A 25300-nucleotide genomic window follows, 5' to 3' on the forward strand; every position below is an offset into this window, starting at 1 on the left:
ACCATTAGTCAGCTCTGCAATAAACTATTGGACAAGGTTTTACAGCTGTAATTGAACAGCCCATAAAATTATTGACCTGGATTTCCAGAATTATTTAGATGCGTAGGTCTTCTGGGCGTCTGTAAACTTCTTCAGTTGAGGACAATCACCAGTTTGAGCATCGATCATGATGTAGTAAGAAGGGATATTTCCTTTCAGCCATTTATCAAGGGCCTGGTATTTCTTTTCTTCCAGCGCCGATTGAGCTATACGATTATAATCATCCCTTAAGTTCAGGCGATGGGGCTCTGATTTGGATTTGAGGTATAATATGCGTACACCTTTTTTCCCGCGTTCATCTGCAAAAACGGTAGGCTGTGAATACTCTCCCACTTTAATTTTATCCAACATGGCCACGATATCTTTATCCAGCTCGTCAATACGGTTATAGGCATCGCCATCACCACTTACTATATAGGGTCCGGCATACTTTGCCTGCTCGTCTTCACTATACTTTCCTGCTGCATTGTTAAAATCAATAGTACCGGCAATAAGCTTGGCACGCACAGAATCAAGCTTGGATATGCTGGCATTCAATTCTACGTCAGTAATAGGCGGGATGCGTAAAATATGGCGTATCACGGCATCATCACCATTCTTTTGAACCATCTGGATAATGTGGTAGCCAAATTTTGTTTTGATCACATTGGAGATCTCTCCTTCCTTCAGGCGAAAAGCCGCAGACATAAAAGTAGGATCCCATTGCTTTTCATTACGGTTGATCTGGTATTGGCCTCCGCGGTCTTTGGAACCCGGGTCTTCAGAATATTTCTTTGCAGCCTGCTCAAAAGAGATAAGGCCAACCTGGATTTGTTTTTTATAATTGGCCAGTTCGTCCATCACGTATTTCTCCAGGTCGTGCGATGCTTTTGGATAAACAACGATCTGCCCAAGCTCTACTTCCGATTCAAAAAAGGGTAAACTGTCTTTAGGATAACGGTCAAAATACGTCTTTACTTCTGTTGGAGTGATCTTGATATTGTCAACGATCTTACGTTGCATGGACTGGGCCAGTTTGCTTTCTTTGACAGATTCGCGGGCGTCGTCCTTTATCTGGTAGATGGTCTTGCCGGCTACGGATTCCAGGGCTTCCTGGGTACCGTACTGGCTAATGAAATAACGAACCCGTTGGTCCAGTTCTGCTTCCACTTCTTCATCCGTTATGGGTAAAGAATCCTTCTGCGCCTGCAACATCAGCACCTTTGATACAAGTGCCTGCTCCATTACCGAGCATTCTGCATTATCCGGAACTGTTGCGCCCTGTCTTGACATATCGGCTATGGCATTGTGTATGTCTGATTGCAAAATGATTTTATCACCCACAATACCCACAATTTTATCAGCCACAATTTTCTTTTGTTGTCCAAAAGAAGCGATCGTCATTGTACCAAGGCCAAGGAAAAGCAGAACGAACTTTTTCATATTCATCAAATGTTGCCAAAAATAACTTTTACAAACAAGAATAAGGGGACGAAAAAACACGGATTAACAAAGTCTTTGAATATACCTTGACAGGAAAAATCATTGTGAGAAGCATCATTTTGAACACAAATGGTAAACATTACCCAGACTCCTGACTACCGACGCCCGACTTTCGTGTAGTGTTTGGATAACTGTGAAAGGGATAGGGAGGCACAGCAGTTGGATGATGAGGATTTCCTCTATTGCTGTTAGCATACGATATTGCTCCCGATTTTAGACTGCCGACTCCCGACTAAACTACACACTCCCGACCTTCTCATCCCCGGGCAATTGTAAAAGATTTAAATGCGGTTCTTTTTTATGGATCAGTGAGGCCAGTTTGGTTACTATTTTACGCTGGTCAGCCAGTGCATCCCAGGATTCGCCGGCAAGCAACCTGCTGTTCAGGCTTTCTACCTCCGTATTGTATAGATCCAATAAGGACACAAGGTCCAGCTTGTGAAAGTCCTTTTCCATTATGATAGCGGCATTCGGTTAAGGCCCAAAACTCAGCAAAAACTATTCCGGATTGGCCGCTGTTAAGGGTTACAGGACAACCATCCAATGAAAAAAGCCCTTTCAGGGGCTCTTTTCGTTTTTTAGGTTCTCATAGAGAAGATACGGTTTGTTCCGGCTGGCAAGAACCGGTTCAATATGTTTGATCGTTCTTAGAATTTATCCTACCTAAGCGTACTCTTCTTTATGAGGCAAGTTTAGGATAAAACCGTAAAGTGAAAGGCAAATATTTTAATCCGTTACATGAAAACCCTTAATAAAATGCTCATATTTTACCAGAGCAGTAAGAATGCACCCATTTGGCATAAACGCTGGTAGTCAGCATTTTACCTGTTGCAGCATGGAATAGGTGTAATTATTAGGAGAAGCGCATACTCAATTAGTGCAGGTAGCGGAGCATGGTCCTGGCCACAAGGTCAGGACGGCCGTCAAAATGGTGCCCGCCCGGAATGACCTCATTGGTATAATTTTTCAGCCGGATGGCCGTCACAGGAAACTGATGTTCCTCGCTTCCCAATATGGTGACCGTTTTTACCTCACCCATATGGTTCACCGCCTGTGCCACATCCAGGCTTCTTTTACGGCCTTCCAGAAACATATCTGAAATATGGATCTCCAGGTCGGTGGAAGCGGAAGGCGATAATAATAAAACGGAGATCAGTTTTTGCCTGAGCTCAAAAGGCATCGCATTGACAATAAAGGGCACCGCATCGGCACCAAAAGAATAACCCGCCAATACCAGCCTTACATTGGGCCTTTGTGCTAACTGGCCCTGCAGGTAACCCGCTATCAGCCCCGCCGCCTGCTGCGGTGATTTGCGGTTCCAGAAAAAACCATGGGCATCAAGGGCAGCCACCGTATAACCAGCCTGGTGAATATCCTGGCAGAGATCAGCAAAGAAATGGCGCACGCCCCCATCACCGCTGATGAAAAAAACAAAGGGCTTTTGATCTGATGCTGTCCATTGCTTTACGGGCAACGACTCCTGCTGTGCGGCAATTTTTAAAATGCACAGGCCCCAACTGATAGCAAGTGAAATCATTTTTTTCATGGCTTCATAACCATATTTAATGCAAGGGGAAGTTGAACCAGGTCTATTTCATTGTCAAACACCAGGTATTTGTTCTCCCAAATGGTGGCATATTTTTCCTTGAACTCCCGCAATCCTTTATAATGCTGGAAGCGCCTGATACGGTTGGCGGCCAGTTGAAGAAGCTGCTCTCCCATATTACCAGGCTGGCTGATGCCCGCCATGGGCACCAATCCCAGGTTCAGCCATGATTTACCCTGTTCCCTGGCATAGTCAATGAGCCTGACAATTATGGCGTCCATAGCTGCCCCGGGTGCATCGGCCGTCTTTCGGATCAGGTCATAGGTACATTCATCTTCCGCATAATCAGGGATAATATTCAGGAAGGCTTTCACCTGTCCATCCGCATCCACCAGGCAGATGATATCCTGCCGTTGCAATTCCCTTTCATCGAATATGCCCTGGGCAAACAGCATTTCCACCTTATGGTAGTGTTCCAGCCATTCATTGGAAACTGATTGCAGTTGCTTCAAAAAGGAGGCCTCATGGGGTGGATGATGAAGGGAAACCCTGAACCCTTTTTTCTCCAGGCTGTTCAACCCATTGCGGAGGGATTTTTTATCCCTGCCTTCCAGGGTAAACTGCCTTACCTCAAGTATGGCCTCCTGGCCAATTCTCAGTTTATTCTTTTTCAATTCATCAAACCAGGGCATGCTGTTCTCATCCACCCTGTAAAATGCCGTTTTCAAGCCCATCTTCCGGCAGTGCTGGTCAAACTCCTTTAATACAGGGATCTTGTTTTCTTCTGCACAAACAGGTTCTTCCAGCACAATGGCAAATCCCCGGGCAATGCGGTAGGCAATGAAGGCTTCACAGAGATCGGAAAAAAAATAAAGCTTGTCCTGGTAGATCTTGAAATAATCTGTGGCAGAATGCCCAAACTGGCTTAATAAATAAGCTGCCCGGTCCTTGTAGGATGGGGAATGACTGGCGGCATGCATGGCGGGTTTCAACAGGGTGAAAACCAGGAAACCCCAGGTAAGAAAACCAAGGCTTCGGATCAGCCATATAAATTCACGCCCGAATCTTGTTACGGGGTGAAGAGTGGTATCTTCTACCAACAGGAAACTTTTTAAACTATGGATGATGGCCTGTTGCCAGCTGAAGTCCAGGGCAAAATGTCTTTTATCGATAAAATAAAAACTGGTAAAGGCAAATACCAGTACGCTGACAAAACTGATGGCTGCAGCCTTGATACCCACCCGCGACCAATAGTTACCCGTATGTAGCTGGTAGGAAGTTGATGTGGCTATCAATACCACTAAAGTAATAGCCGCCAGCATGGCTTCTTCATAGTCAAGGGCCTTTGTCACATGTCCTATTATGGATAAAATAGCCAGGCTGAGAGCTATGATCCATGCAGCCCTGAACCCCCTTAAAAGGTAGGCAGCCGTAACCAGTAGCGAAAGACCCACTAACAATACCAGGAGGCGGGAAGCATGTATTGCGGTTAAGGGAAGATACTCCCTCAATACAAGCAAACGCGAGGTCAATGGTGATGTAACCACCGAGATTATATTGACAATGCCCAAAAAGAAGGATAACAGTGCCGGAGCCAGTCGCAGGAATAATTTCCTTCCCTTCCATGCAAAGGCCAGCAGGCCAGCCAGAAGGGGCAGCCAGAATTCAAAAACCCTGAACAGTATAGCAATTGAAAGGGCCTGGACGGCATTGTACCCAAATACCTGCAGTACATATACCATGGATAATTCCACAGCACCCAGCCCCCTGAGAAAGGGCGAAATGATCATCAGCAGCACCGCTACGATATAGCCGGTGGCAGCTGCCAGCAAAGAGGGAGGTAAACCAAGGGCAACCATGGCTACATAGACATTGAGCATGCACAGTATTTCGACGGCAAGTGAATAAAGCACCGCTCCGGCCAGTTGTGGCCGGTCTATAGCGCCTCCTATAAGTTCCCGGACCAATGGAGCCTGGGATGGGAATGTAGTTATGACCCAATGGTATAGCCTCCCCTTTGTCTTCAAAGAATAGATGGCCAGTCCCAAACAAAGTAAAACAACCAGGAGGGTTACCAACCCTATGGCAGCATGGTGAAAGAGGTGCGCATGTAAAAGGGTAAGCAGAACAACAGGTAGACCGGCAATAAATACGGTCACCAACCCTGTCAGTCCAAACAAAGCGCTGGCCTGAAGCACAAGTGCCTTGCTAAACCCGGGCCTGCGAACCTGCGAAGGCGAATAGGCCAGCGAGCTGACACCCCCGGCAGGCAAAAAAACACTGACCAGGTTCCTTTTTAAAAACAGGATGATGGCATTGACCCAAGGCAGATCTAAACCAACGGCCGCAAAACTTTTCCTGTAAATGCCGGCTTGCGCAGCAATATAAAGCAGGGTAACAAAAATCCCCGCAAGCTCCCAGCCATGGTTGGCCAGTTGCAGGCGGGGAATGATGGAATGTAATTCCTTGCGCTCGCTGCGAAAAAAAACAATAGCTAACAGCAGAACCAGTATGGCTAACAGTTCCCTGCGGTAATTCTTCAGTGAATTAAGGGTTGGTATATTTCCCGGCCCCTTCTTCATCTTTTGGTGATTTAATAGCGGGCAATGATACCTGCGCTGCCCTGTACAAGTTCTACAGGGCTATTGAAGCGGCAGGTGTCAATAACTAACGGTGTTTTTTGTTCTCTTTATAACGCATATCGGCAGTGCCATCCTTTTTAACATGGACTGTGGTCTTTGCCTTTTTGTTAGCTGCATAACGCATATCTGGCGTACCATCTTTTTTGACCACTGTTGTACTTGTGGTTGCCGGGGCAGCAGTTGTTGTTGCCTTCGTTTTCACCTTTGTAGTAGCGGTCGTTGCGGGTGCAGGCTGCGTTTTTGTGGTAACCGTAGTGGTTGATTTACCAGTGGCAGGCATGGTCACAACAGGTGCTGTCTGCTTCGCGGTAGATTTTTTCACCACCTGCATTTTAGAGGTTTCCTTCTTAGGAGCAGGACTTGCCTGGGCATAGCTGGCGGCGCTAAAACCGATGATTGCAAGCGCTGAGAAGAGTAGTTTTTTCATTGTTTGTTTTTTTAGTGTTAGAAAAATATCAATTATCGTTATCATTGAAAGCATGTAAAAATAGTGGCAGTTTGAATTGAAGTTCACAATTATCAAACTGTATATCGTACAGGAAAAATTTAATATTCCATTGCTCCTGGTAAAGACCCACTTTCTCTCCAAGCGTATCTATTACCAGCAATCCCGAACATAAACTTTTGCCATGCTCATCGCTGATGATACCTTTCAGTGTACAAACAGTTCCATTACTTAAAGGATCATGGAAGTCAATGGTACAGGCAGGGTCAAGAGAAACGTTGATCTTTAACCGCTCAGTCTTTGGCCTGCGCCTGTGCCATGGATCCTGTTGACTAAAAGCCATGACAAATGCATAACATCCATCCAGGGTCAAATCACCTTTTTCAAAATCAATCACCACATTCAGCAATGGCAGGTGGTCAGCACGTTGCTCCAGGTAGTTTTCATCCGAAACAGCCATGGCTGAAGATGAAACTGAATAATGAAAACGCCGGAGCCTGTTTGAATCTGCCATCACCTTTATTTAACCTACGTAAGCTACACCAGGTATTACCGGTTGCAAACAGCCAGTCGATGGTTGGGCAAAACCTGTCGGTAACCAGGGAAAAAATCAAAACCTTATACAAGTAAAAAATAAGGTTACTGGTATAAAGCTCAAAAGCCCCGGATGCAGTAAACCACTGCGTTGATAGGTTACAGTTATAGACCTGTTAAAAGCTAAACAAAGCAGTATGTAAAATGTAATAATTAAATAGACTTTTAAATATTAAATCTTACATATTACATATTACATAATCAAAGGTTTGCTAAAAAATGCCGCGCCTCTACAACGGCCATGCGGCAAACAGAAATAACCGTATCAATTTTATCGCCCGATAAATGTTGATCATTATCCTGGTCCTCGATGCTATCCAGTTCTTCTTCCAGAAGATGGTTTAATCCCATGACGCTGATCGTGGTTTTCATATTGTGCGCCACCTGCTTCAATGTTACGCTGTCCTTTTGTTGCCAGGCCTGTTCCAGTGCCTGCAATTCACCGGGTATCGCTTCCAGGAACTGCCCGGTCACCGCCTTTTCATATTCCGTATTTCCGGCGCTTACCTCTTTCATATAATCAAGGTTGATATATTGATAAATCCCGTTCTCATATTTATGTTCAACGGGTTTATTTACAATGGGCTTTGATACAGGCACAAATCTTTGGATCAAACGGAACAGGTTTTCTTCCCTAACCGGCTTGGAGATGTATTCATTCATTCCATAGCCCAGGCATTTTTCACGCTCACCACTCAACGCATGTGCCGTCATGGCAATAATAGGCGTATCAAGTTGCAGCACTTTCCTGATCTCTGTGGTAGCTGTATAACCATCCATAACCGGCATCTGGATATCCATCAATATGAGATCGTATTTCCTTGCACGCAATAAGGCAATAGCTTCCTCGCCGTTTTGCGCCAGGTCAAACGCCAGTTGCCATTGCTCAAAAAGCTGTTGCAGCAGTGATTGATTCACTTCGTTGTCTTCAACCACCAGTATGTGAACCTGGTGGAATGAACCATAGGGTGTCCCATTCAACTTTGGAACCCCGGAAATGGAAGTTGCTGATTCTTTTGCTGGTTTAAAGGGTATGGCCAGGTGAAAACGTGTTCCTTTTCCCGGTTCGCTTTCCACTTCTACCTGTCCATGAAGAAGCGTCACAAGGTCTTTTACAATAGCCAGTCCCAACCCACTGCCACCATAGCTGCGTGTGACTGAATCTTCCGCCTGCTGAAAACGATCAAATATCACCGGCAGCTTACTCTTGTCGATACCGATGCCTGTATCACTTATTACTATACCCAACTGTAGCCGGTCATCTGTAACGCTCTCATTATTCACTTCTATCCTAACAGATCCCTGGTCTGTGAACTTAATGGCATTACCCACCAGGTTCACCAGTATTTGGGTAAGGTGTGTGGCATCGCCTTCAAGTATTGCAGGAACGTTTTCTTTTATGTCCAGTGTTAGCAACACTTTTTTATCTGCCGCCTTTTCACTGAACAGGGATTGCACAGATTGAAACAACTCCCTTGTATGGAACACCACGTTCTCTATCCGCATCATGCCAGCTTCGATCTTGGAAAGATCAAGAATATCATTGATCACAGAAAGCAGGTTCTCCCCTGAACGCTGAATGGTCTCCACGTATTTTTTTGACGATGCGTCAAGAGGCCTTTTTTCCAGCAAATGGGTAAAGCCAATGATGGCATTCATGGGTGTCCGTATCTCATGGCTCATATTGGCCAGGAAATTCTCCTTCACCTTTGCTGCTTCCTTCACTTTTCTTTCCGAAATATGCAACTGGTCGATGAGCTGGTATTGATTGCGAATGATGTTGATGATGTACCAGAACAAGGCTGCACCGGTCACTAACACCAATACAATGAGTATAGTTCCAAATCGCTGGGCATCTTTACCACTCTTGTCCAGCGAACCGGTAATGTTCGCCAGCAGGCTTTGCCTGATGGTGATGATCTTTTGAATGGTCTGCAGGATGGATTCGGTCAGCCTTTTCCCACGCTGGGTAGCTATTATTTTTTCTGCTGTGGCCTTGCCAGCTACGTTAAAGGAATCAACGATCTGGTTATTGAACTGCAGTTTTTGCCGCACCAGGTAGTCCAGCTGGTCAATGTATTCTATGGAGCTGTCATCATCACTGATCTTTTGCAGTTTGTCCAGGTCAGATTCCACCCTGGCAATCTGGGTTTCCAATCCTTCGATATAGGATGTATCACTGGTAGTGACTGTGCCCTTGATCTTGTTTTCAACAGACAGTATATCGTCTTCCAGTTCCTGCAGCTCGCTTTTAACCGTCAGCTCGTTTAACAATTTTTCATTGCCTCCCACCAGCTGCCTGATATTTTTGGCTGAATTGTATTGAATAAAGATGACTAGAAGATTGCCGGCAATGAAAGCAGCCAATATATAAAAGATTATGCGCTTGCCTGTCATTACTGCATGTGTTAGTGCTAATTTAGAGCATTTTACCGAGCTGATTTAGAGGGGAGTTTCAGGTAATGAATGAGTACCAGTACCAGTATCAGGATGCACATAAGCAAGGCTATGCTTAACAGCATAAATATTTCTACACTCATGCCTCCGTCAGACAGGTGCAGGAACAGGTAAGCTACAACAATGAGCATCAATGTATCTGCAAAGAATAATATGGTATAAAAAACTTTCATTTTAAAAAAAGCCCTGGTTAAGACCAGGGCTGTAACCAAACCAAAACATAAAACCGATACATATGATAGCGGAAAGAACTACGTGTTAATGAACAGCGGTCATTCAACATTGTTGCCTGTTTGCTGACTGATGAACAATTAAAATTAAAATGCAGGATGAATGGTGCAAAAGCCCAAAAGACAGTAAAGGAAAACCTGTCGCTAAATAAGAAAAAGGAGTCGGTAGCCTTACAGCACGTTCATCCTTTTATTGAGGGCTGCCCTGTAGGCATCTGCCACAGGCACTGGTTTACCGTTAATGATTAGAGCACCTTCCTGGATGGTATCGATCTTATCAATGGCAGCTATAAAAGAACGGTGCACCCTTAAGAATTTCGGGGAAGGCAGGCGTTGCTCCACTTCCTTCATGGTCGAATGAATGGCAAAGAATTTTTGTGCGGTATGCAGCTTTACATAATCTCCCATAGCTTCCGCATACAGGATCTCTGATAGCTTCAGCCTTCTAACAATATTGCTATCCCTGATAAAGATAAACTCATCCTCGTTGAGCTTTACCTGCTCAGTATTACTTTGCAAGATCTCCCTGGCTTTATCTATAGCCTGGATAAAGCGGGCTGGAGTTATTGGCTTCACAATATAATCGGCCACGTTCAGGTCAAAGGCTTCTGCGGCATACTCTTTTTTGGAAGTGGTGAAAATGATAACGGGCCTGTTCGATTGTAAATTCCTGGTCAGCTCAATACCCGTCATGCCCGGCATTTCAATATCCAATAATAAAAGGTCAACTGGCTGTTCCCTGAGCAGGTTATAGGCCTCCATGGCATTAACGCATTCACCGGCCAGTTGCAGATCACTTACCTGGCTTACGAGTTGCTTCAATGTGGTGCGGGCAATTTTATTATCATCAACGATCAGGCAGTTCATGCAATAAAATTAAGAAACATGGATGGAAGCCACTGACAGTTTACTTTATATCCTGCCCCATTGCGATTGCTTGAAATTTCAGATTGCTGTTACCAAACTGTTTTTCACCTGGAACCAATAAGTATTTCCAACACCATTTATCCATTTTAATAAACAATGCACCCAATCTTTGAAATGCCTTATGGAATAAAATGCTCCCTGCATCTCATTACAAAACCAATTATGAAGAAAACGATCTTGTCTCTCACAGCAGTTCTGTTTACCACTGGAATGGTGATGGCCCAGCAAACAGAAAAAAAGGCGCCTCCGCCACCACCAACCGTAGATCAGGTTGAGTTGGTTGCGCCTCCACCACCACCGCCTCCGCCACCCCCAACTGCCAGAATGAAAAAGGAAATTTCTGGTGAACAGCATGCTTTTATGAAGCGCAATCCACAGGTGCAGGGACTAAACTGGTCAGAGGAAGGAAAAACGCTTCGGATTGAGCTTCGTGATGGAAAGGAGGAGAGCTATGATTTGAACAATGCAGAAGAAGTGCAAAAAGCAGAGCGCCTTTATGGAAAGCTACCTGCACCTCCACCACCACCACCAGCACCACCGGAAGTTCCGGCACTACCCGAAAAACCAGTCGTCAGATCGTAGACCCTGACAAACTATTCAAACAATTAAAGCCTGCCCTACCGTAAGATCGGGACAGGCTTTAATTGTTGAGTTGAATAATATTTTTGATTTACCTGTTTGCTTAACATACCTGTCAAAGATCATTTTAGCATACTTTAAACATGGATACTAACAAAAGAAATGACCTTATAAAAATGGGTGCTTCATGAAATGGATAAGTATGAAGATGTTTATTGATTGATGTAAACCTTATAATTAGTTCTTTACTGGCAATTCCTTTATAAGCTCATATGTAAAAGCAACAAATGAAAAATATGTACATCCTAATTTCATTTCTGAGTTGTTGGTTTTGTAGTTGTCAACAGGCTACCCCCTCAAAGACTGTAATGGCAATAAACAATGACACATTGTACATTCCGTCAAAGATTACATTGGTTACAGACACTGAGCCCGGCGAACCAATGCTCATATGGGGGACAATTTATTTACCTGATGGAAAAACGCCCGCTAAAGGGGCGATACTTTCCGTTTGGCATACAGATACCAAGGGATTTTATATTGCAGGCGGAGGAGATGCGGGTGAATTGCATCCCCGTATACATGGAAGAATGAAAACAGGCGCTGACGGCAGGTATGAATTTCGTACCATACAGCTTGCTCAATATCCTGGCCATACAACACCTGCACATGTACACGGCCATATCAGCGCACCTGGTTTCCCGGAGTATCCCATAATCTATTATTTTGAAGGCGATGATTTGATCACTGAACAAAATCATTCTGAATTCAATAATCATTACGGGGGAACTCCTTCTATCATTTCATTAAAGAAGAACAGTAAGGGCATATTAACCGGGCACCGGGATATCATTCTTCAATATGTGAAACCCTCTGCCGAAACCATGAAGCTGCAGTGGTAGGAAATCAAGAAAATTCAGTTATTCCTAGTGGTTGAAAAATATCAACCTGTATAAATGATGCCTTTGGGTTTTGACTGGCCATGAGATCCGCCGTGTTAATTGGTTATCTTCATGTCAATATTCTTGAATTAGAATTTTTAAAAGGCCTTTGTTTTAACCTGGTATAATAACATACGTGCAGACTGAAAATTTAATGTAATTGACAATGATTGCATCTCCCCGAAGAAGATGTATTGTTTATTTAGATGCAACCCTCCTGGTGATTTTTGTTTTACTTCTCTCACCAAGAATGACTGGCCTGGCACTACATGAAATATTGGGCCTTATTTTCTTCATTCCAATTATTATTCACCTTCTTATAGCCTGGCCATGGATTCAAAATACCACCAGGAAGTTTTTTAAAACTGCTAACAGGCGAACCAGGCTTAATTTCGTTCTTAATACTATTTTATTCATACTTGTAATTAACGAATTGGTTTCTGGTTGTATTATTTCCCAGGTGGTCCTGCCAAAACTTGGCATTCATACTATCAATGACTGGTCCTGGCGCTCTGCTCATAATTTGCCTTTAAATTTTGTTCTGCTGTTTACCGGGCTTCATATAGCCATAAACTGGGGATGGATTCTTGCAGCAGTCAAAAAAAGATCAACAGGTCCAACACAAAGTAATGAATTCATTACATACAGGTTCATGTCCATACTTATTCGTACCATTATCTTATGTATAGCTTCATGCCTTGTCTACCTACTATTATTTTGTTTCATTGGTGCTCCATCAGTTGCAAGATTGTACCATCAAAATGAGATGGCCAGGTTTAATCCCAATTTGGGTCATGGTTTAACACAATTGTTTGGAGAAATATTGCTCCTGGCTATGGTTGTTTTCATTGCAAGAAAATGGCTGCGTGTGAGGCTTTGAATATTCTTCCTTACTATTTAATCAATCAATGTAATAAAGGGAAGGTTGACAATGACGGTATTGGGTGATACTGAAAATCATTAATTTGTATGCATGCAAAATCTATCCAGGCTGATTCAAACTATAATTGGCTTTAGTTCATTTTTGGTGCTGACATCAACTATTGCTGCACAGGAAGTTTCGGTGAACGAAATTATACATACCGAGAAAATGTATGATCTGCATTTTACGGATGCCAAGAGAGATTCCTTGGTAAACCAATTGAACGCCAACCTGAAACTTTATCAATACCTCCATGGCTTCAATTTACCCAATAGTGTTCCCCTACCCAACTGGTTTGATCCTGTATTGCCAGGAATGACATTTAATACCAAACAACAACCCGTTACCTGGAATATTCCTGAACGTGTTGCAATGCCTGCTGATACCAACCAGTTAGCCTTTTACACTATCCCCCAGTTGGCATCGTTGCTCAGGCATCATAAAATGACTTCGGTTCAGTTAAGCCGGTTTTTTATAAACCGTTTGAAAAAATATGGCGACACCTTGCATTGTGTGATCAGTCTTACGGAAGCAATAGCCATGGAGCAGGCTAAACGTGCCGATGCAGCCTTTGCACAAGGAATTGATAAAAGTGCGCTGCAGGGTATACCTTATGGATTAAAAGACCTGTTTGCCGTAAAGGGCACCCGAACCACCTATGGCACACCACCTTTTAAAAACCAGGTAATAGATGAAGATGCTTTTGTGTACCAGCAACTGGAAAAGGCCGGCGCGGTATTGATTGCCAAACTATCCATGGGAGAGCTTGCGATGGATGATATTTGGTTTGGCGGGCAAACAAAAAATCCCTGGAACTTACAACAAGGTTCTAACGGCTCCTCTGCGGGCTCGGCTTCGGCAACTGTTGCGGGCCTGGTGCCATTCGCCATTGGTACAGAAACCTACGGCTCTATAGTAGCTCCTTCTGCTGTATGTGGCGCAACCGGGCTGCGGCCTACATTTGGAAGTGTATCCCGAACCGGGGGCATGACCCTCGCCTGGACCTCGGACCGTATCGGGCCGATCTGCCGCAATGCCGAAGATGCTGCCATAGTATTTGCCTATATACATGGTAGTGATGCATATGACCATGCATCCAGAACAATGCCGTTTAATTATACAGGTTCAGTGGATCTGAAAAAGATCAAAGTAGCATATGCCAAAAACTACATTGATACACTGCCCGTCAACAGCGCAGAAAAAGCGGTGATAAAAACATTGAAAAATGCAGGAGTGCAGGTTACGGCTATCGACTTCCCATCCAACTTACATACCAATGACCTGCTTACAACCATATGGGCGGCTGAATCAGCTGCAGCTTTCGATCCGCTCACAAGATCAGGGAAGGATAGCGAAATGGTACAGCAATGGCAAAGCCGCTACCCGAATATGTTGAGGAGTGCAAGGTTTATTCCGGCGGTTGAATACCTTACCGTTTCCCGGTTGCGGTACATGGTTATGCAGCAGTCGTTTCCCCTATTGAGCAGGTATGATATTATCATTGTGCCGAGCATGGCAGATGAGCCCATGGCGCTAACCTGTCTTACAGGCAATCCCTGCATCACACTACCGGCTGGTAACGGTGCTGCCGGAACAGCACCTCCCAGCATCACTTTTATAGGTGGTAAATTATACAGTGAGGCCATAATTGCTGCATTCGCCAAAAAATTTCAGCAGATAACCCATTATGAACAGCAGCATCCGCTCTTATTTACAAACTAATTCAATAGAAGCTCAGGCATGCCATTAGGAAAGATCTATGCGAGCAGCTGAGAACTTACTTAAATGTTAGGCCAGCAGTCAACAACTAACTTTGAAAAAAATCTTTATGGCTTCTCATAATGAAGACTTAATTAAGAAAGCCTATGCTGCCTTCAATGCACGGGATATAAATAAGGCGCTTTCAACCATACACCCGGAAGTTGAATGGCCAAAAGCGTTTGAAGGAGGATATGTGAGGGGACACGATGAAATAAGGGCATATTGGACAAGACAATGGACAGAAATAAATCCGGATGTACAACCTATCCATTAATGAAAGGCAAAACGGTACTTTAGAAGTTATTGTTCATCAAAAAGTTAAGGACTTACATGGCAATATAATTTTTGAAGGTACAGTTAAACATATTTATGCTTTACAAGAAGGCTTATTAAAGAGAATGGATATCGAAACTCAATAGACATTCCAATGATATACTTTATGCTTGGCAGGTAGGCGGGCTAATCACAGGTATTTTTCTTTTTCTACTCTCTATCTTTAATTCATGGAAGCAATTCAACCTCTGGGCAGGGCAAGTTTTGGTAATGCAGCCAATAAGGGAAACGTATTATCTAAAGAAGAAGCCCTGGACCTGTTATATAGTTGGGTGGAGAATGAACGTTTGCGGCTGCACATGAAACAAGTGGCTGCGGTGATGCAGGCCTGGGCCCTGGAAAAAGAAGGCTTGCCGGAAACAGAAGCCTATAAATGGTGGCTGGCAGGGTTGCTGCATGATGCGGATTGGGAGAAATTTCCCAATGATCATTGCCGTGTCATCATTGAAGAACTGGAAAGAAGAAATATTGATCCTTCCATTATTCAATGTATTGCTTCTCATGGTCCGCGTCATTTTGGAGTGGAACCAGAAAGCACTATGGATAAAATGATCTATGCCATTGACGAGCTATCGGGTTTTATACATGCCGCCGCACTGATACGACCCAACCGTTATGAAGGCATGGATGTAAAAAGCATTCAAAAGAAATTAAAGACACCATCATTTGCCGCCCAGGTGAGTAGGGAAGATATCAATGATGCTGCAAGCAGGGCGGATATTCAATTGGAGGATCTGATAACTTTCGTTATTGAAAAACAGAAGGATATTTGATATGTAAAATGTAAGTTTTACTTTAATACTTACTTTTTTAAGATGGGCTTTCTTCCCTTGTCAACATGTCAACCTATAAACTTTTAAACTATATTTAAAACTCATCAAAAGGGAATTGAACAAATAGTAGAAACTTTGTTAAACCATTGCACCGGTATCCTGTCTTAACCTTCGCTGGATTTTGTGGGAACAGTATCTCCTTAAAAACTATTTATGAGACCTTTTTACCTGCTACTGGCTGTATTAAACAGTTTCCTGTTTACCAAAGCACAGGACATTGCCAGCTTCAGCATTGCTATGGGCTCCAACCGCACCATCACCATTACAAATACGTCCCAGTTCAGCAGCACAGCAACCAGGAAGGCCTTTTGGAATTTTGGAGATGGCACAGGAACTGTCACTGCAGGTTCTGCAGGTACACAACACAGTTACACCGCCAATGGGGTGTATAAAATATGCCTGCTGATTTATGCCTATACCGGGGATCATGATTCTATAGCAACAGCCGATCATTGCCAGGAGGTGCGCATTTCTGAAACAACTACCGATTGCAAAGCAGGGTTTGAAGTGGGCAAAACCAATGATTCACTTACCAAACTGTTTGTTGCCCAAATCAACACATCAGGTGACCACAGGCCTGAACTGATCTGCTGGAACTTTGGAGATCATACCGATACCTGTATTCAATACAACCCGGCGGAATCACATAATTACGCGGTTTACCATCACTATAAAGAAAAAGGAGCCTATACAGTTTGTGTAAAGGTTCAATACCAGGGAGGCTGCAAGGCAGATAATTGCCACGAGATAAAGGTTACCAGGGAAGACAGCTGTCGTATTGAATACAAAACTGAAAAGATTGCATCCAACAGGTTAGGGCTCCAATTCATAGCCCATCCCGTGATCAGTAATGATAAAAAGCCTGTACGCCTTTGCTGGAAGTTCGGCGACGGAAAGGATACCTGTATTGAATATCCCCAGGGAACCGATAAGCCATTTACTGTCTCACATGTTTACGCACATGCTGGTAATTACGATGCCTGTGTTGCCGTATTATTTGACGGCGGCTGTGAGGCAAGATATTGCCACCAGGTAACCCTGGCTGAATTACCAGCGCCTCCGCCTGATGCCTGTTCTGTTGGCATAAAAGGTGCTTCGTCAAATGGCAGGGAGCAGAAGTTTTACGCGGAAACAGATAACAACAAAGTGCCGCTAAAGATCTGCTGGAACTTTGGTGATGGTAATGATACCTGCATTTATCTTGATCACCCGACCAGGGAAGGACAATTGGCCATGGTTCATGAATACCCGGGTCCGGGGCGTTACGAGCTTTGTGTAAAGGTGTGGTATGATGGAGGGTGCATGGCGCAAAAATGTCGTATTGTTGAAATAACAGGACAACAATCAGATATATGTGGTGGCTATATGTCTGTATCAACTGTTGGAGCAAAAAAGGTCCTGTTCAAAGGTTTTAGTGTTACCAATCCTACAGATCATGTCATCAGCTGGCGATGGAATTTTGGTGATGGGCATTCCGGTGATGGCCAGGTGACCACACATGAATATGATGCTGCGGGAAATTACCGTATATGTCTTACCATTCTTACAGACCAGGGATGCGAGACAAGAGTTTGCAAAACGATCACAGTGAATGCCGAAATCGCAACACCTATAGTGCAACTATCACCCAACCCGGTGGAAACCATATTACACGTGCTATACCAATCCACCAAAGAGCAGGAAGTAAGGGTGCTGATTTTCAACTCCAATGGGGTGCTGGTCAAGTCCTGGATCAAAAATGTGATTCCCGGTGCCAACACCTGGAGCCTTGATCTGAGTGGACTTCCAGCAGGAATTTATTCATTGGTGGTACAGGTTGGGACAAAGGTGGTGAGTGCAGCGTTTACCAAAAAATAGCCGTTTATGGTTTCTGGTTTATTGTTTATGGTTCATTAGGTCAAACAGACATTATTATAGCACTTTTCATGTGTTATTGTCAAACGACTTAACGACGAAGAGCATGTTGCTATGCTGACTATTATTAGATTGATTAGCAATAACCAGCTCAATACCCTGGATAATTCTCTCTGTGCTTCTCCGTGCCTCCCTGCCACTGTGGTTCACTGGCTACCGACTACAGACTATTGACTCAGGACTCTTCCCCCTTATAAACCCATCAACTTTTCAACCTTTCATTACTTTCCCAGGTACTGCCTGCTTAATTCATCAAACACGGAAAGAAAAGGAGTTGCTTTTCCCTGTTTGTCGAATATGGCTTCCCAGGTATTGAGCGGCTCCCAGATACAGGTGCCTTTTCCACGGCCTCCGGCAACATTGAATGCAATATCAGCCACTTCTTTTTTGAGCGCTGAATATTCCACTATGACCACATCTTTTTTATAGTGGTTTGCCAGGTCATTGATATTATATTCCAGGTCGGCCAGGGTATTGTGCCATTTTGGATAGTAAGAAAGCCCGATCACATCGAATGGAATGCCGCGGGCTATCATATTGTCATAAAAGAAACGGCTTTCATCATTTTGTCCACCCAGCGCCACATGCAGCATGATGCAGGTGGAAGGTGCCACTGCCTTTACCCCATTGATGCCGGCATGGATCAATTGGGCCAGGCTATCCAGGTTAGCGATGCTTCCTTCGGGCCAGATCATACCATGGTTGATCTCGTTGCCCACCTGCACCATGTCAGGCGTTGTGCCCTGCTTCTTTAATGATTGTATGACCATTTTGGTATAGTCATACACAGATTTTTGTAACTGCTGGAAGGATTGACCTCTCCAGGAAGCGGGTTTGAATTGCTTTTGCGGATCGGCCCAGTAATCGCTGTAATGAAAATCAAGCAGGAGCTTCATGCCGGCAGCCTTAATACGTTTGGACATGGCCATGGTATGTTGCAGGTCGCAAAAACCTTTTTTAGGCGAGTAGCCACTATCCCTTGCCGGATCATTGAATATTCTCAGCCGGATATAGTTGAAGCCATGATCCTTAAGGATTTTCACAGCATCTTTTTGCTGCCCGTCAGTATCATAGAACTTCATTCCCCTGTCTTCCAGCTGGGGCAGGAAAGAAATATCTGCACCAAGCATCTTGTCAACTTGCCTGCCCGTGAATGGTTGTACAGGAAATAAATTCCCTGATGTAGAAACAGGGTGAGGCGTGCCGGGATGAATAGTCATGATATCAGTAGCACCAGTGTACAGGCCATCCGCCCTGGCTTCAAAATGAATCGTGCTTTCTTCTTTGCCGGATTGCAGGATCACCTGGCAATGTCCATTGAATAAATGTCTTTGCGCAGCAGTGTCTTCATATTTATCCCGCTCATGACTACTCGGATCTCCATTGCCAACGCCAATGATCCTGGCATCCCCTTTAACAGAAAAATGAATCAGGTGATTGGCATCCGGAACTTCACGGCCTTGCTTGTCTACCACGCTGATATTGATGACCGTGGCATCCTTCCCATCAGCCAGCATAGTGGTTTTATAGGGACTTACCACAACTTCCACTGGCTCACTGGTAGTTTCAACCTTAGTCGTAAGTTTCTTTCCCTTTTTGTAAGCAATGGCTTCAAGAGTGCCGGGTTCATAAGGTACGGTCCACTGCAAATGGCTGTTGCGGGGCATGTTCTTCTTTCCAAGCGTTTTACCATTCAGGAACAGTTCCACATTATCGGCATTGCTATTCACCCATACATCAATAGGTTGGCCTTCCCTGCCCTTCCAGTTCCAATGTGGTGAGATATGAAGTACATCCTTATCAGTCCACCAGGATTGGTAATAATAATAGATATTTTTAGGGAAGCCACATACGTCCATGATACCAAAATGTGAGCTGATATTGGGCCATTGGTAGGGCGTAGGTTCTCCGCGGTAATCAAAGCCTGTCCAAACAAAGCCTCCCAGCCAGAAATCATTGGGACCTGCAAGCGACCACCAGGCCTCTGCTGTACTGGCCCACCAGGGAGCCGTAATATCCTGGTCTGGCACATAGGCATTGATGGTATCTCTAGTATAAATGCCACGCGTAGTTACTGTGCTACCCATCTCGGTGCCGATAATGGGCTGCGTGGGATGATCTTTATGGTAATCAGCCACACCTTTGTGGCGGTAATTAAAACCTCTTACCGGGATCACTTCGTTGATGCCATGGAATACATTGGCCACATCCGCAGCATAGGTGCTTTTGCGTTTTGGGTCCATTGCTGTTTGAAGCGCAAGCAGGGATTGAGCAATGCGCCTTCCTACATCCTGCGTCTGCACCCAACCTTCTTCATTTCCTATAGACCATAAGAATACACAGGTACGGCTTCTGTCACGGCGCAAGAGGCGCTCAAACTGGCCCAGGTATTCCGGGCTGCTATTCAGCAAACGATTCTCGTCCAGTACCAGCATGCCCAGGCTATCACAGGCATCCAATAGCTCGGGCGTTGGCGGGTTATGACTGGTGCGGATGGCATTGGAACCCATTTGTTTTAGTAAGCGCACCCGGTAGTATTGCAGATAGTCGGGCAGGGCACTGCCTACACCAGCATGGTCCTGGTGATTGTTGGTACCATAGATCTTGATATGTTTCCCGTTAAGGAATACACCATTTGGTTTGATGTCAACAGTGCGCATTCCAAAGCGTTGCACGACACTATCTACAATCTTTCCTTTTTGCTTTACCAAAGAAACCACCCGGTAGAGGTAGGGATCTTCAAGGGACCAAATATGCGGAGCACTAAGGCTTATATTTTGATGAATGGTCTTATCACTATTGACACCCAGGGAAAGGGGTTGTTCATTTGACCAGGTTAATCTTTTGCCAGAGCGATCAGTGATATACGTTAGTACAGAGGCATCTGCTACAGAAAGGTTTTGATTTTGTACAGTAGTTTCAATAGTAACTGCCGCTTTTGCAGTTGATACTACTGCATGTGTATATACCCCGTCAGTGGCTATATGCATATTATTATATTGGTTTAGCCATACATGTCGATACATGCCCGCCCCTTCATAGAACCATCCTTCATATTGCGTGGCATCAACCCTTACCACTAAAACATTTTCTTTTGTGTAATGGAGGTAATCAGTAATATCAAAGGAGAAACCCATGTAGCCGCTTTTGTTATTCCCGAGGTAAAACCCATTGATCCATACTTCCGCATTGCGGTAAATGCCATCGAACTGCAATTGAAAACGATGACCAGAATCTGCCTTTGAAACCTGGAATATTTTGCGATACCATCCAATGCTCATCTCGGGAAATAAGCCCCCAACAGGTTTGTAGCCGTGGGCCATCACATCGAAACTGGAGGAATTGGTAAATGGCAGTTCAACGGCCCAGTCGTGCGGCAGTTGAAGTTGACGCCAGCCCGAGTCGTTGAACTTCGGATCTATAGCAGTCCCTGAGGCCGCTCCTGTTTTGGAAAAAATAGTGGATATGCTATAGTTAAAATCTTTGGCAGGATCTGACGCCGATCCCAAATGGAATTTCCAGTTATCATCAAAATTGATATGCCTGCGTTGGGCATCAGCAGACATGCAGAGAATTGATAACACAAGAGCAAAAACGATCTTCATAGTAACTTATTTAATTCTTTACCTATTGTAACCAAACAGATGCTATTTCCAGCGTGACATCGCCATCGGGCTGGCCTTCCCTGCTAAAGCGAACTTGCAGTTTTTCAATATCCTTACTATCAAATGGCTTGCGGGAAGCAGCACGGAACCAAAGGGGCTGAAAACCCGGGTAAGGCCTTGGTAAGAGCAGCATGGAATCTTGTTGCAACAGGTTGAGTGGGATCTCGATCTCTGTAAATTCTTTACCTGCTTTCGCAGTAGCAGAAAAAGCCTGCGCATCCGCGGTAATAAGGCTTAGTGTAAATGGTAATTCACGGGATGATCTTGCTTTTACAACTAATTTGGTGAACAGGGGAAGGTCATCTCTTCTGCCGTTGATTTTGTCTCCATAATAATACTGCCATCCTATCAATTGATTGGTGCCACCCAATGTGGTTTGCAAAGCCAGTTGCCGGGGTTCAGCACCAGGCACCAATGCTACCTTGTTATTCCTCCAGTCGTTATTATACACATTGGTGCGCTGCCTGCCGGTCGTTGCATCAAAAAGCAACAGTGGCGCATTGGCTGCAGTCACAAAGGTCTGCCAGCTTTCACTAGCCACATTATCCCAGGCATAGGGGTCTCCCTTATAAGCACCAGGAAAGGTATAAACGGTTCCATTCTCACGAACCATAATGCGGTAGTTCAATAAGCCTGGTGTCGCCATTTCGGAAGGAACTACAGCACTGTAGGTATAACCCCCTCCACTTTGCAGGCCGATCGTTTTCCATTGATTGGAAGTATTTCTTAACTCGAGGGAAACTTTTCCGGATTCGATGCCTGCAATGATGGCACTGATAGTAAAACTCTTACCGGCCGTTACTTCTTCCAGTGGCTGGTGGATGAGTATGGGTGTTGTAACAGATGCAGCAGGTGCATAGAATTCTTTGGATATGCCCTGAAATGATGAATCTTTATCTTTGTTGGTAAGCACGTAAACACCTGGACTAACATAATAGCTATCATCATTTTTTACCAATTCCTTGCCTGTATTGACATCAATTAAATGATAAGCATCCATTTTGCCTGGCAAAAAAAATTGCATCTTCTGCGCCTTCCAGTTGATCTTCACCACCTCTTTTTTTGGAGAAGCTTTTTCAAAGGGATCATTTACAGTTAATGCATCAGGCATAACTTCCAATCTCCAGTTACCATTATTCATCCTGTCCAAAAAATAAGCACCTGTTCCTTCATAATGAACAACTGGCGAAGAGCCTGCGCCAGCGATGTGTTGTAATTTTTCCGGGCTCACTGGCTGGGTGGTGGTAGTGTTGGAATAATAAAACTCACTGGTCGAATTCATTTCGCTCAACTCGTTGCGATAACTGACCCTGAAAGAGCCAAACATTGTATCTGCAGGATAACCGCCATAGCTTTTTAACCTGGGGAGCGAGTGAAATGCTTTGGAAGCAATGAGCAAGCTTATGGCCTTGGAAGGTGTATAGGCAAGATTGAGGTAATGCGTCTGGTATTCCGTATTGGCATAGGCAGTGGCCATTGGATCATAGGCAAACTGTGTGGCCCATTGAAAGCCTACTGTCCTGAAGCTTCGGGCCATGGCAGGATACATATTACCCTGCAGGATGTCGGCGGCATCAAATTCATACACCATCTTTGCACGGCTTTTAAAAGCTGGCAATGAATCAGCAAAGGGTATAAAGTATTGGTCCACATTGGGCAGGTAGTTTCCTTTTTGTTCATGTCCTGCCACCAGGCCAGTGGGATACCATTGAAAGCTATGTCCATCAACATTTGCCTTGGTCACGGCACCGGCATAGGCAGGTGACTCACTGATATTATAAAAAACAGGCTTAGTCCAACCTGTACTTTTTAAGGCCTTGGTTAACCGGTTAATATATTCTGTAGCTCTTTCCCTGGAGCCTGAGTGATGTGGTTCATTATTGATTTCTGCTGCAATAATATTGGGATCGTCCTTATAGCTTTTTTTCGTGTAGGGATTAACGTGTGTAAAGAGTTGCTGCAAATAATTTTCCTGCGCCCTGATGGCAGCTTCCACCACTACTGCATTTTGTTTTCCATACAGGGAAGAAAACCCATTTGTCTTTTCATCTTTCTCTGGATAGCCATTGCCCCAGAAGGCAATGGGCGTCAATAGTATTTTGATATTCCTGTCTTCCAGTTTTTGTAAGAGGTAATCAAACAAGCGCAGGTGTTCATTGTTTTGAAGGTTGCCTGATGAATCAGACAATTCCACATCCCAGATATGCACACGGAATGCATCAAGCCCTAATCGCGACATATGGTAAACATCCGCATCGATCGCCTTTTCCAGGTCTTTGCCCAGGGTCTTGTGCGACCTGTAGCCATAAGCAAAAGGAACGGTGTAGTTCACACCAAAAAAAGCAGCTTCCTTCTTTGTATTTGTCCACCTGATGACACCTCCTTTATCAACATATACCATGTTTCTTTTCGTTTGCGCCATCCCGTTCTGGCCAACCAGGATATCTATTAGCAATAACACTGCACTGATCCAGGTTTGCAATCTTTTTCTTTTCATCCCTGTTTTATAGTCTTTGAATATTAGTTGAAAGTAATGCATAAAAACAGCTCACATGAGGTAGGGATATAAAAAAACGCTTCCTGTAAGGGAAGCGTTTTATAAAAGGTAACCAATTTGGTTTATTGAATTTTATACGTAAAGTAACCTGCGTTATTCAGGTAAAGCGTTATGGTATGTGAACCTGCTTTTATGGCAATATTATCACCTCCTGGTTCCAGGCTACCATCAGCACCGTTATCACCCAGGTTCAGGTCCCAACTGTGGTTAGCCCTGAATTTAAATGCTCCGTCAGCGGCAACATTGATGGTACCAGACCATGTTTTGCTACCTGCATCATAGGTCATGTCAGCATCACTGCCCCATCCGTTGAAATCACCAATCATGCTCCAGCTTGTCTTTGTAGCTGACCAGGTGTTGTCATTGGTATTGGCCAGGATACGGTAATAACCTTCAGAAGGAACTTTCAAATTTCCACCACTTGGGCTAAGCGTACCACTGCCAGCATCTCCCAATGCACTGCTCCAGTCAGGAGTGTTTGTCAGCTTGAATTCAAACGAACCCCCTGCAGGGAAATATACATATCCTTCAAATTTGCCATCAGCACCCGGAGAACCTAATTGGGATGCAGTAGCTGGTGTCCATCCCTGGTAATCGCCAGGTACATACATTACAGCCCAGGGCTTAGCCGGTGTCACAGTAAATAACCCGCTTTGAAAGTCAAGACGAATTTTATAAAAACCCGTTGCTGCAGGTGCAGGAAAGTTATCACTCAACTCAGCACCAAAGGCACCACCCGCACTTAATCCCGGGACAGAATTGTTGGCAACTGAATATTTAGCCCACTCACCATTCTTGGTAACAACCAGGTATTGCTTACCTCCATTCAGGTAGAAAGTACCCTCGTAGGTGGTTTCATCAATCTTGGTAAATTGCTGTGCAGGCAAAGGAACCGGGTTGCCCCAGCCGCCCGCTGTTGCATCACCAACAATAAACAGGGTATTGGTTGTAGGAGGAACAACTTTTGGTGGCACCTTGTAAGGTGTCATTTTGATCTTAAGCGTGTTAGAAGTTAACCGCTCATTATTATTGGCATAAGATGATATAATTCTCACATCCATGTCAACTGGTGCATTAAATGCATACCCTTTTGCCAGCAAAATATCGTTCAGTTCTTTTGCCAGTACTGCGCGGCTAAGACTGCTATCAACAACGATAACACCTGGCTTTGAAAAATTCTTGCCTGTAGAATCTATCTGAATGGTGTACTTCATGTTTTTAGCAGAAGTACCATAATTGGGAGATGTCCAGGATAGTGTTAATACTTGTTTCAGCGAATCTGCTGGTGCCGGGGCCACCGTAGTAACCGAAGCTGAAAGCGTGGGGGCGGTACCGTTGCCGTAATAAGGCAGGTCACCCACCTTATTGCAGGCTGTCAACAACATGCCTGCGCCCGTCATTAATAGAATAAGGTTGAATATTGATCTCATAAA

19 protein-coding genes are annotated in these 25300 nt (G+C 44.4%); 7 read left to right on the forward strand and 12 right to left on the reverse strand.

Features of this window, described 5'->3' with window-relative positions; translation table 11 throughout:
• Positions 1–90: 90 nt before the first annotated feature.
• The 9 genes from BP74_RS11935 to BP74_RS11975 form a co-directional block, all read right to left on the reverse strand.
• Complete coding sequence (locus BP74_RS11935; RefSeq protein ID WP_496374378.1) at positions 91–1461, reverse strand: peptidylprolyl isomerase; 1371 nt, start codon at positions 1459–1461, stop codon at positions 91–93.
• Between the two features lie 297 nt (positions 1462–1758).
• Entirely contained in the window at positions 1759–1977 is a 219-nt protein-coding gene (locus tag BP74_RS11940; RefSeq protein WP_496374380.1) for a hypothetical protein, read from the reverse strand.
• A gap of 418 nt (positions 1978–2395) precedes the next feature.
• Positions 2396–3067 (reverse strand): AcvB/VirJ family lysyl-phosphatidylglycerol hydrolase, encoded by a 672-nt coding sequence (locus BP74_RS11945; RefSeq protein WP_496374382.1) that lies wholly within the window; start codon positions 3065–3067, stop codon positions 2396–2398.
• The gene (locus BP74_RS11950) at positions 3064–5649 is read right to left on the reverse strand and encodes a phosphatidylglycerol lysyltransferase domain-containing protein (RefSeq protein ID WP_496374384.1); all 2586 of its coding nucleotides are present in this window, start codon (positions 5647–5649) and stop codon (positions 3064–3066) included. Before BP74_RS11950 ends, BP74_RS11945 begins: the two co-directional genes overlap by 4 nt.
• Before the next feature lie 85 nt (positions 5650–5734).
• The gene (locus tag BP74_RS11955; RefSeq protein WP_496374386.1) at positions 5735–6136 is read right to left on the reverse strand and encodes a hypothetical protein; all 402 of its coding nucleotides are present in this window, start codon (positions 6134–6136) and stop codon (positions 5735–5737) included.
• Between the two features lie 28 nt (positions 6137–6164).
• On the reverse strand, positions 6165–6668 hold the full coding sequence (locus BP74_RS11960; RefSeq protein WP_496374388.1) for a hypothetical protein: 504 nt from the start codon (positions 6666–6668) through the stop codon (positions 6165–6167).
• A 281-nt stretch (positions 6669–6949) separates the two neighbouring features.
• Positions 6950–9145: an ATP-binding protein gene (locus BP74_RS11965; RefSeq protein ID WP_496374390.1), complete on the reverse strand. Its 2196-nt coding sequence runs from the start codon at positions 9143–9145 to the stop codon at positions 6950–6952.
• A 32-nt stretch (positions 9146–9177) separates the two neighbouring features.
• The gene (locus BP74_RS11970; RefSeq protein ID WP_496374392.1) at positions 9178–9378 is read right to left on the reverse strand and encodes a hypothetical protein; all 201 of its coding nucleotides are present in this window, start codon (positions 9376–9378) and stop codon (positions 9178–9180) included.
• Between the two features lie 228 nt (positions 9379–9606).
• Positions 9607–10302 (reverse strand): LytR/AlgR family response regulator transcription factor, encoded by a 696-nt coding sequence (locus BP74_RS11975; protein WP_496374394.1) that lies wholly within the window; start codon positions 10300–10302, stop codon positions 9607–9609.
• 222 nt (positions 10303–10524) lie between these two features.
• On the opposite strand from BP74_RS11975, the gene BP74_RS11980 reads away from it, so the two are divergent.
• From BP74_RS11980 to BP74_RS12010, 7 genes are all read left to right on the forward strand, one after another.
• The gene (locus BP74_RS11980; RefSeq protein ID WP_496374396.1) at positions 10525–10944 is read left to right on the forward strand and encodes a hypothetical protein; all 420 of its coding nucleotides are present in this window, start codon (positions 10525–10527) and stop codon (positions 10942–10944) included.
• Between the two features lie 365 nt (positions 10945–11309).
• On the forward strand, positions 11310–11843 hold the full coding sequence (locus BP74_RS11985; protein ID WP_496374398.1) for a dioxygenase family protein: 534 nt from the start codon (positions 11310–11312) through the stop codon (positions 11841–11843).
• A gap of 205 nt (positions 11844–12048) precedes the next feature.
• Positions 12049–12762: a hypothetical protein gene (locus tag BP74_RS11990; RefSeq protein ID WP_496374400.1), complete on the forward strand. Its 714-nt coding sequence runs from the start codon at positions 12049–12051 to the stop codon at positions 12760–12762.
• 93 nt (positions 12763–12855) lie between these two features.
• Entirely contained in the window at positions 12856–14526 is a 1671-nt protein-coding gene (locus BP74_RS11995) for an amidase (RefSeq protein ID WP_496374402.1), read from the forward strand.
• 91 nt (positions 14527–14617) lie between these two features.
• Positions 14618–14839 (forward strand): nuclear transport factor 2 family protein, encoded by a 222-nt coding sequence (locus BP74_RS12000; protein ID WP_496374404.1) that lies wholly within the window; start codon positions 14618–14620, stop codon positions 14837–14839.
• A gap of 229 nt (positions 14840–15068) precedes the next feature.
• Complete coding sequence (locus tag BP74_RS12005) at positions 15069–15671, forward strand: HD domain-containing protein (protein ID WP_496374406.1); 603 nt, start codon at positions 15069–15071, stop codon at positions 15669–15671.
• Positions 15672–15884: 213 nt separating this feature from the next.
• Positions 15885–17588, forward strand: a complete 1704-nt coding sequence (locus BP74_RS12010) for a PKD domain-containing protein (protein WP_496374408.1) — start codon at positions 15885–15887, stop codon at positions 17586–17588.
• 278 nt (positions 17589–17866) lie between these two features.
• On the opposite strand, the gene galA is transcribed toward BP74_RS12010, so the two are convergent.
• From galA to BP74_RS12025, 3 genes are all read right to left on the reverse strand, one after another.
• Complete coding sequence (gene galA, locus BP74_RS12015) at positions 17867–21250, reverse strand: beta-galactosidase GalA (protein ID WP_496374410.1); 3384 nt, start codon at positions 21248–21250, stop codon at positions 17867–17869.
• Between the two features lie 22 nt (positions 21251–21272).
• Complete coding sequence (locus tag BP74_RS12020; RefSeq protein ID WP_496374412.1) at positions 21273–23807, reverse strand: glycoside hydrolase 5 family protein; 2535 nt, start codon at positions 23805–23807, stop codon at positions 21273–21275.
• A gap of 122 nt (positions 23808–23929) precedes the next feature.
• Positions 23930–25297 (reverse strand): SusE domain-containing protein, encoded by a 1368-nt coding sequence (locus BP74_RS12025; RefSeq protein ID WP_496374414.1) that lies wholly within the window; start codon positions 25295–25297, stop codon positions 23930–23932.
• Positions 25298–25300 lie beyond the last annotated feature (3 nt).

This window comes from Flavisolibacter ginsengiterrae DSM 18136, assembly GCF_059568575.1.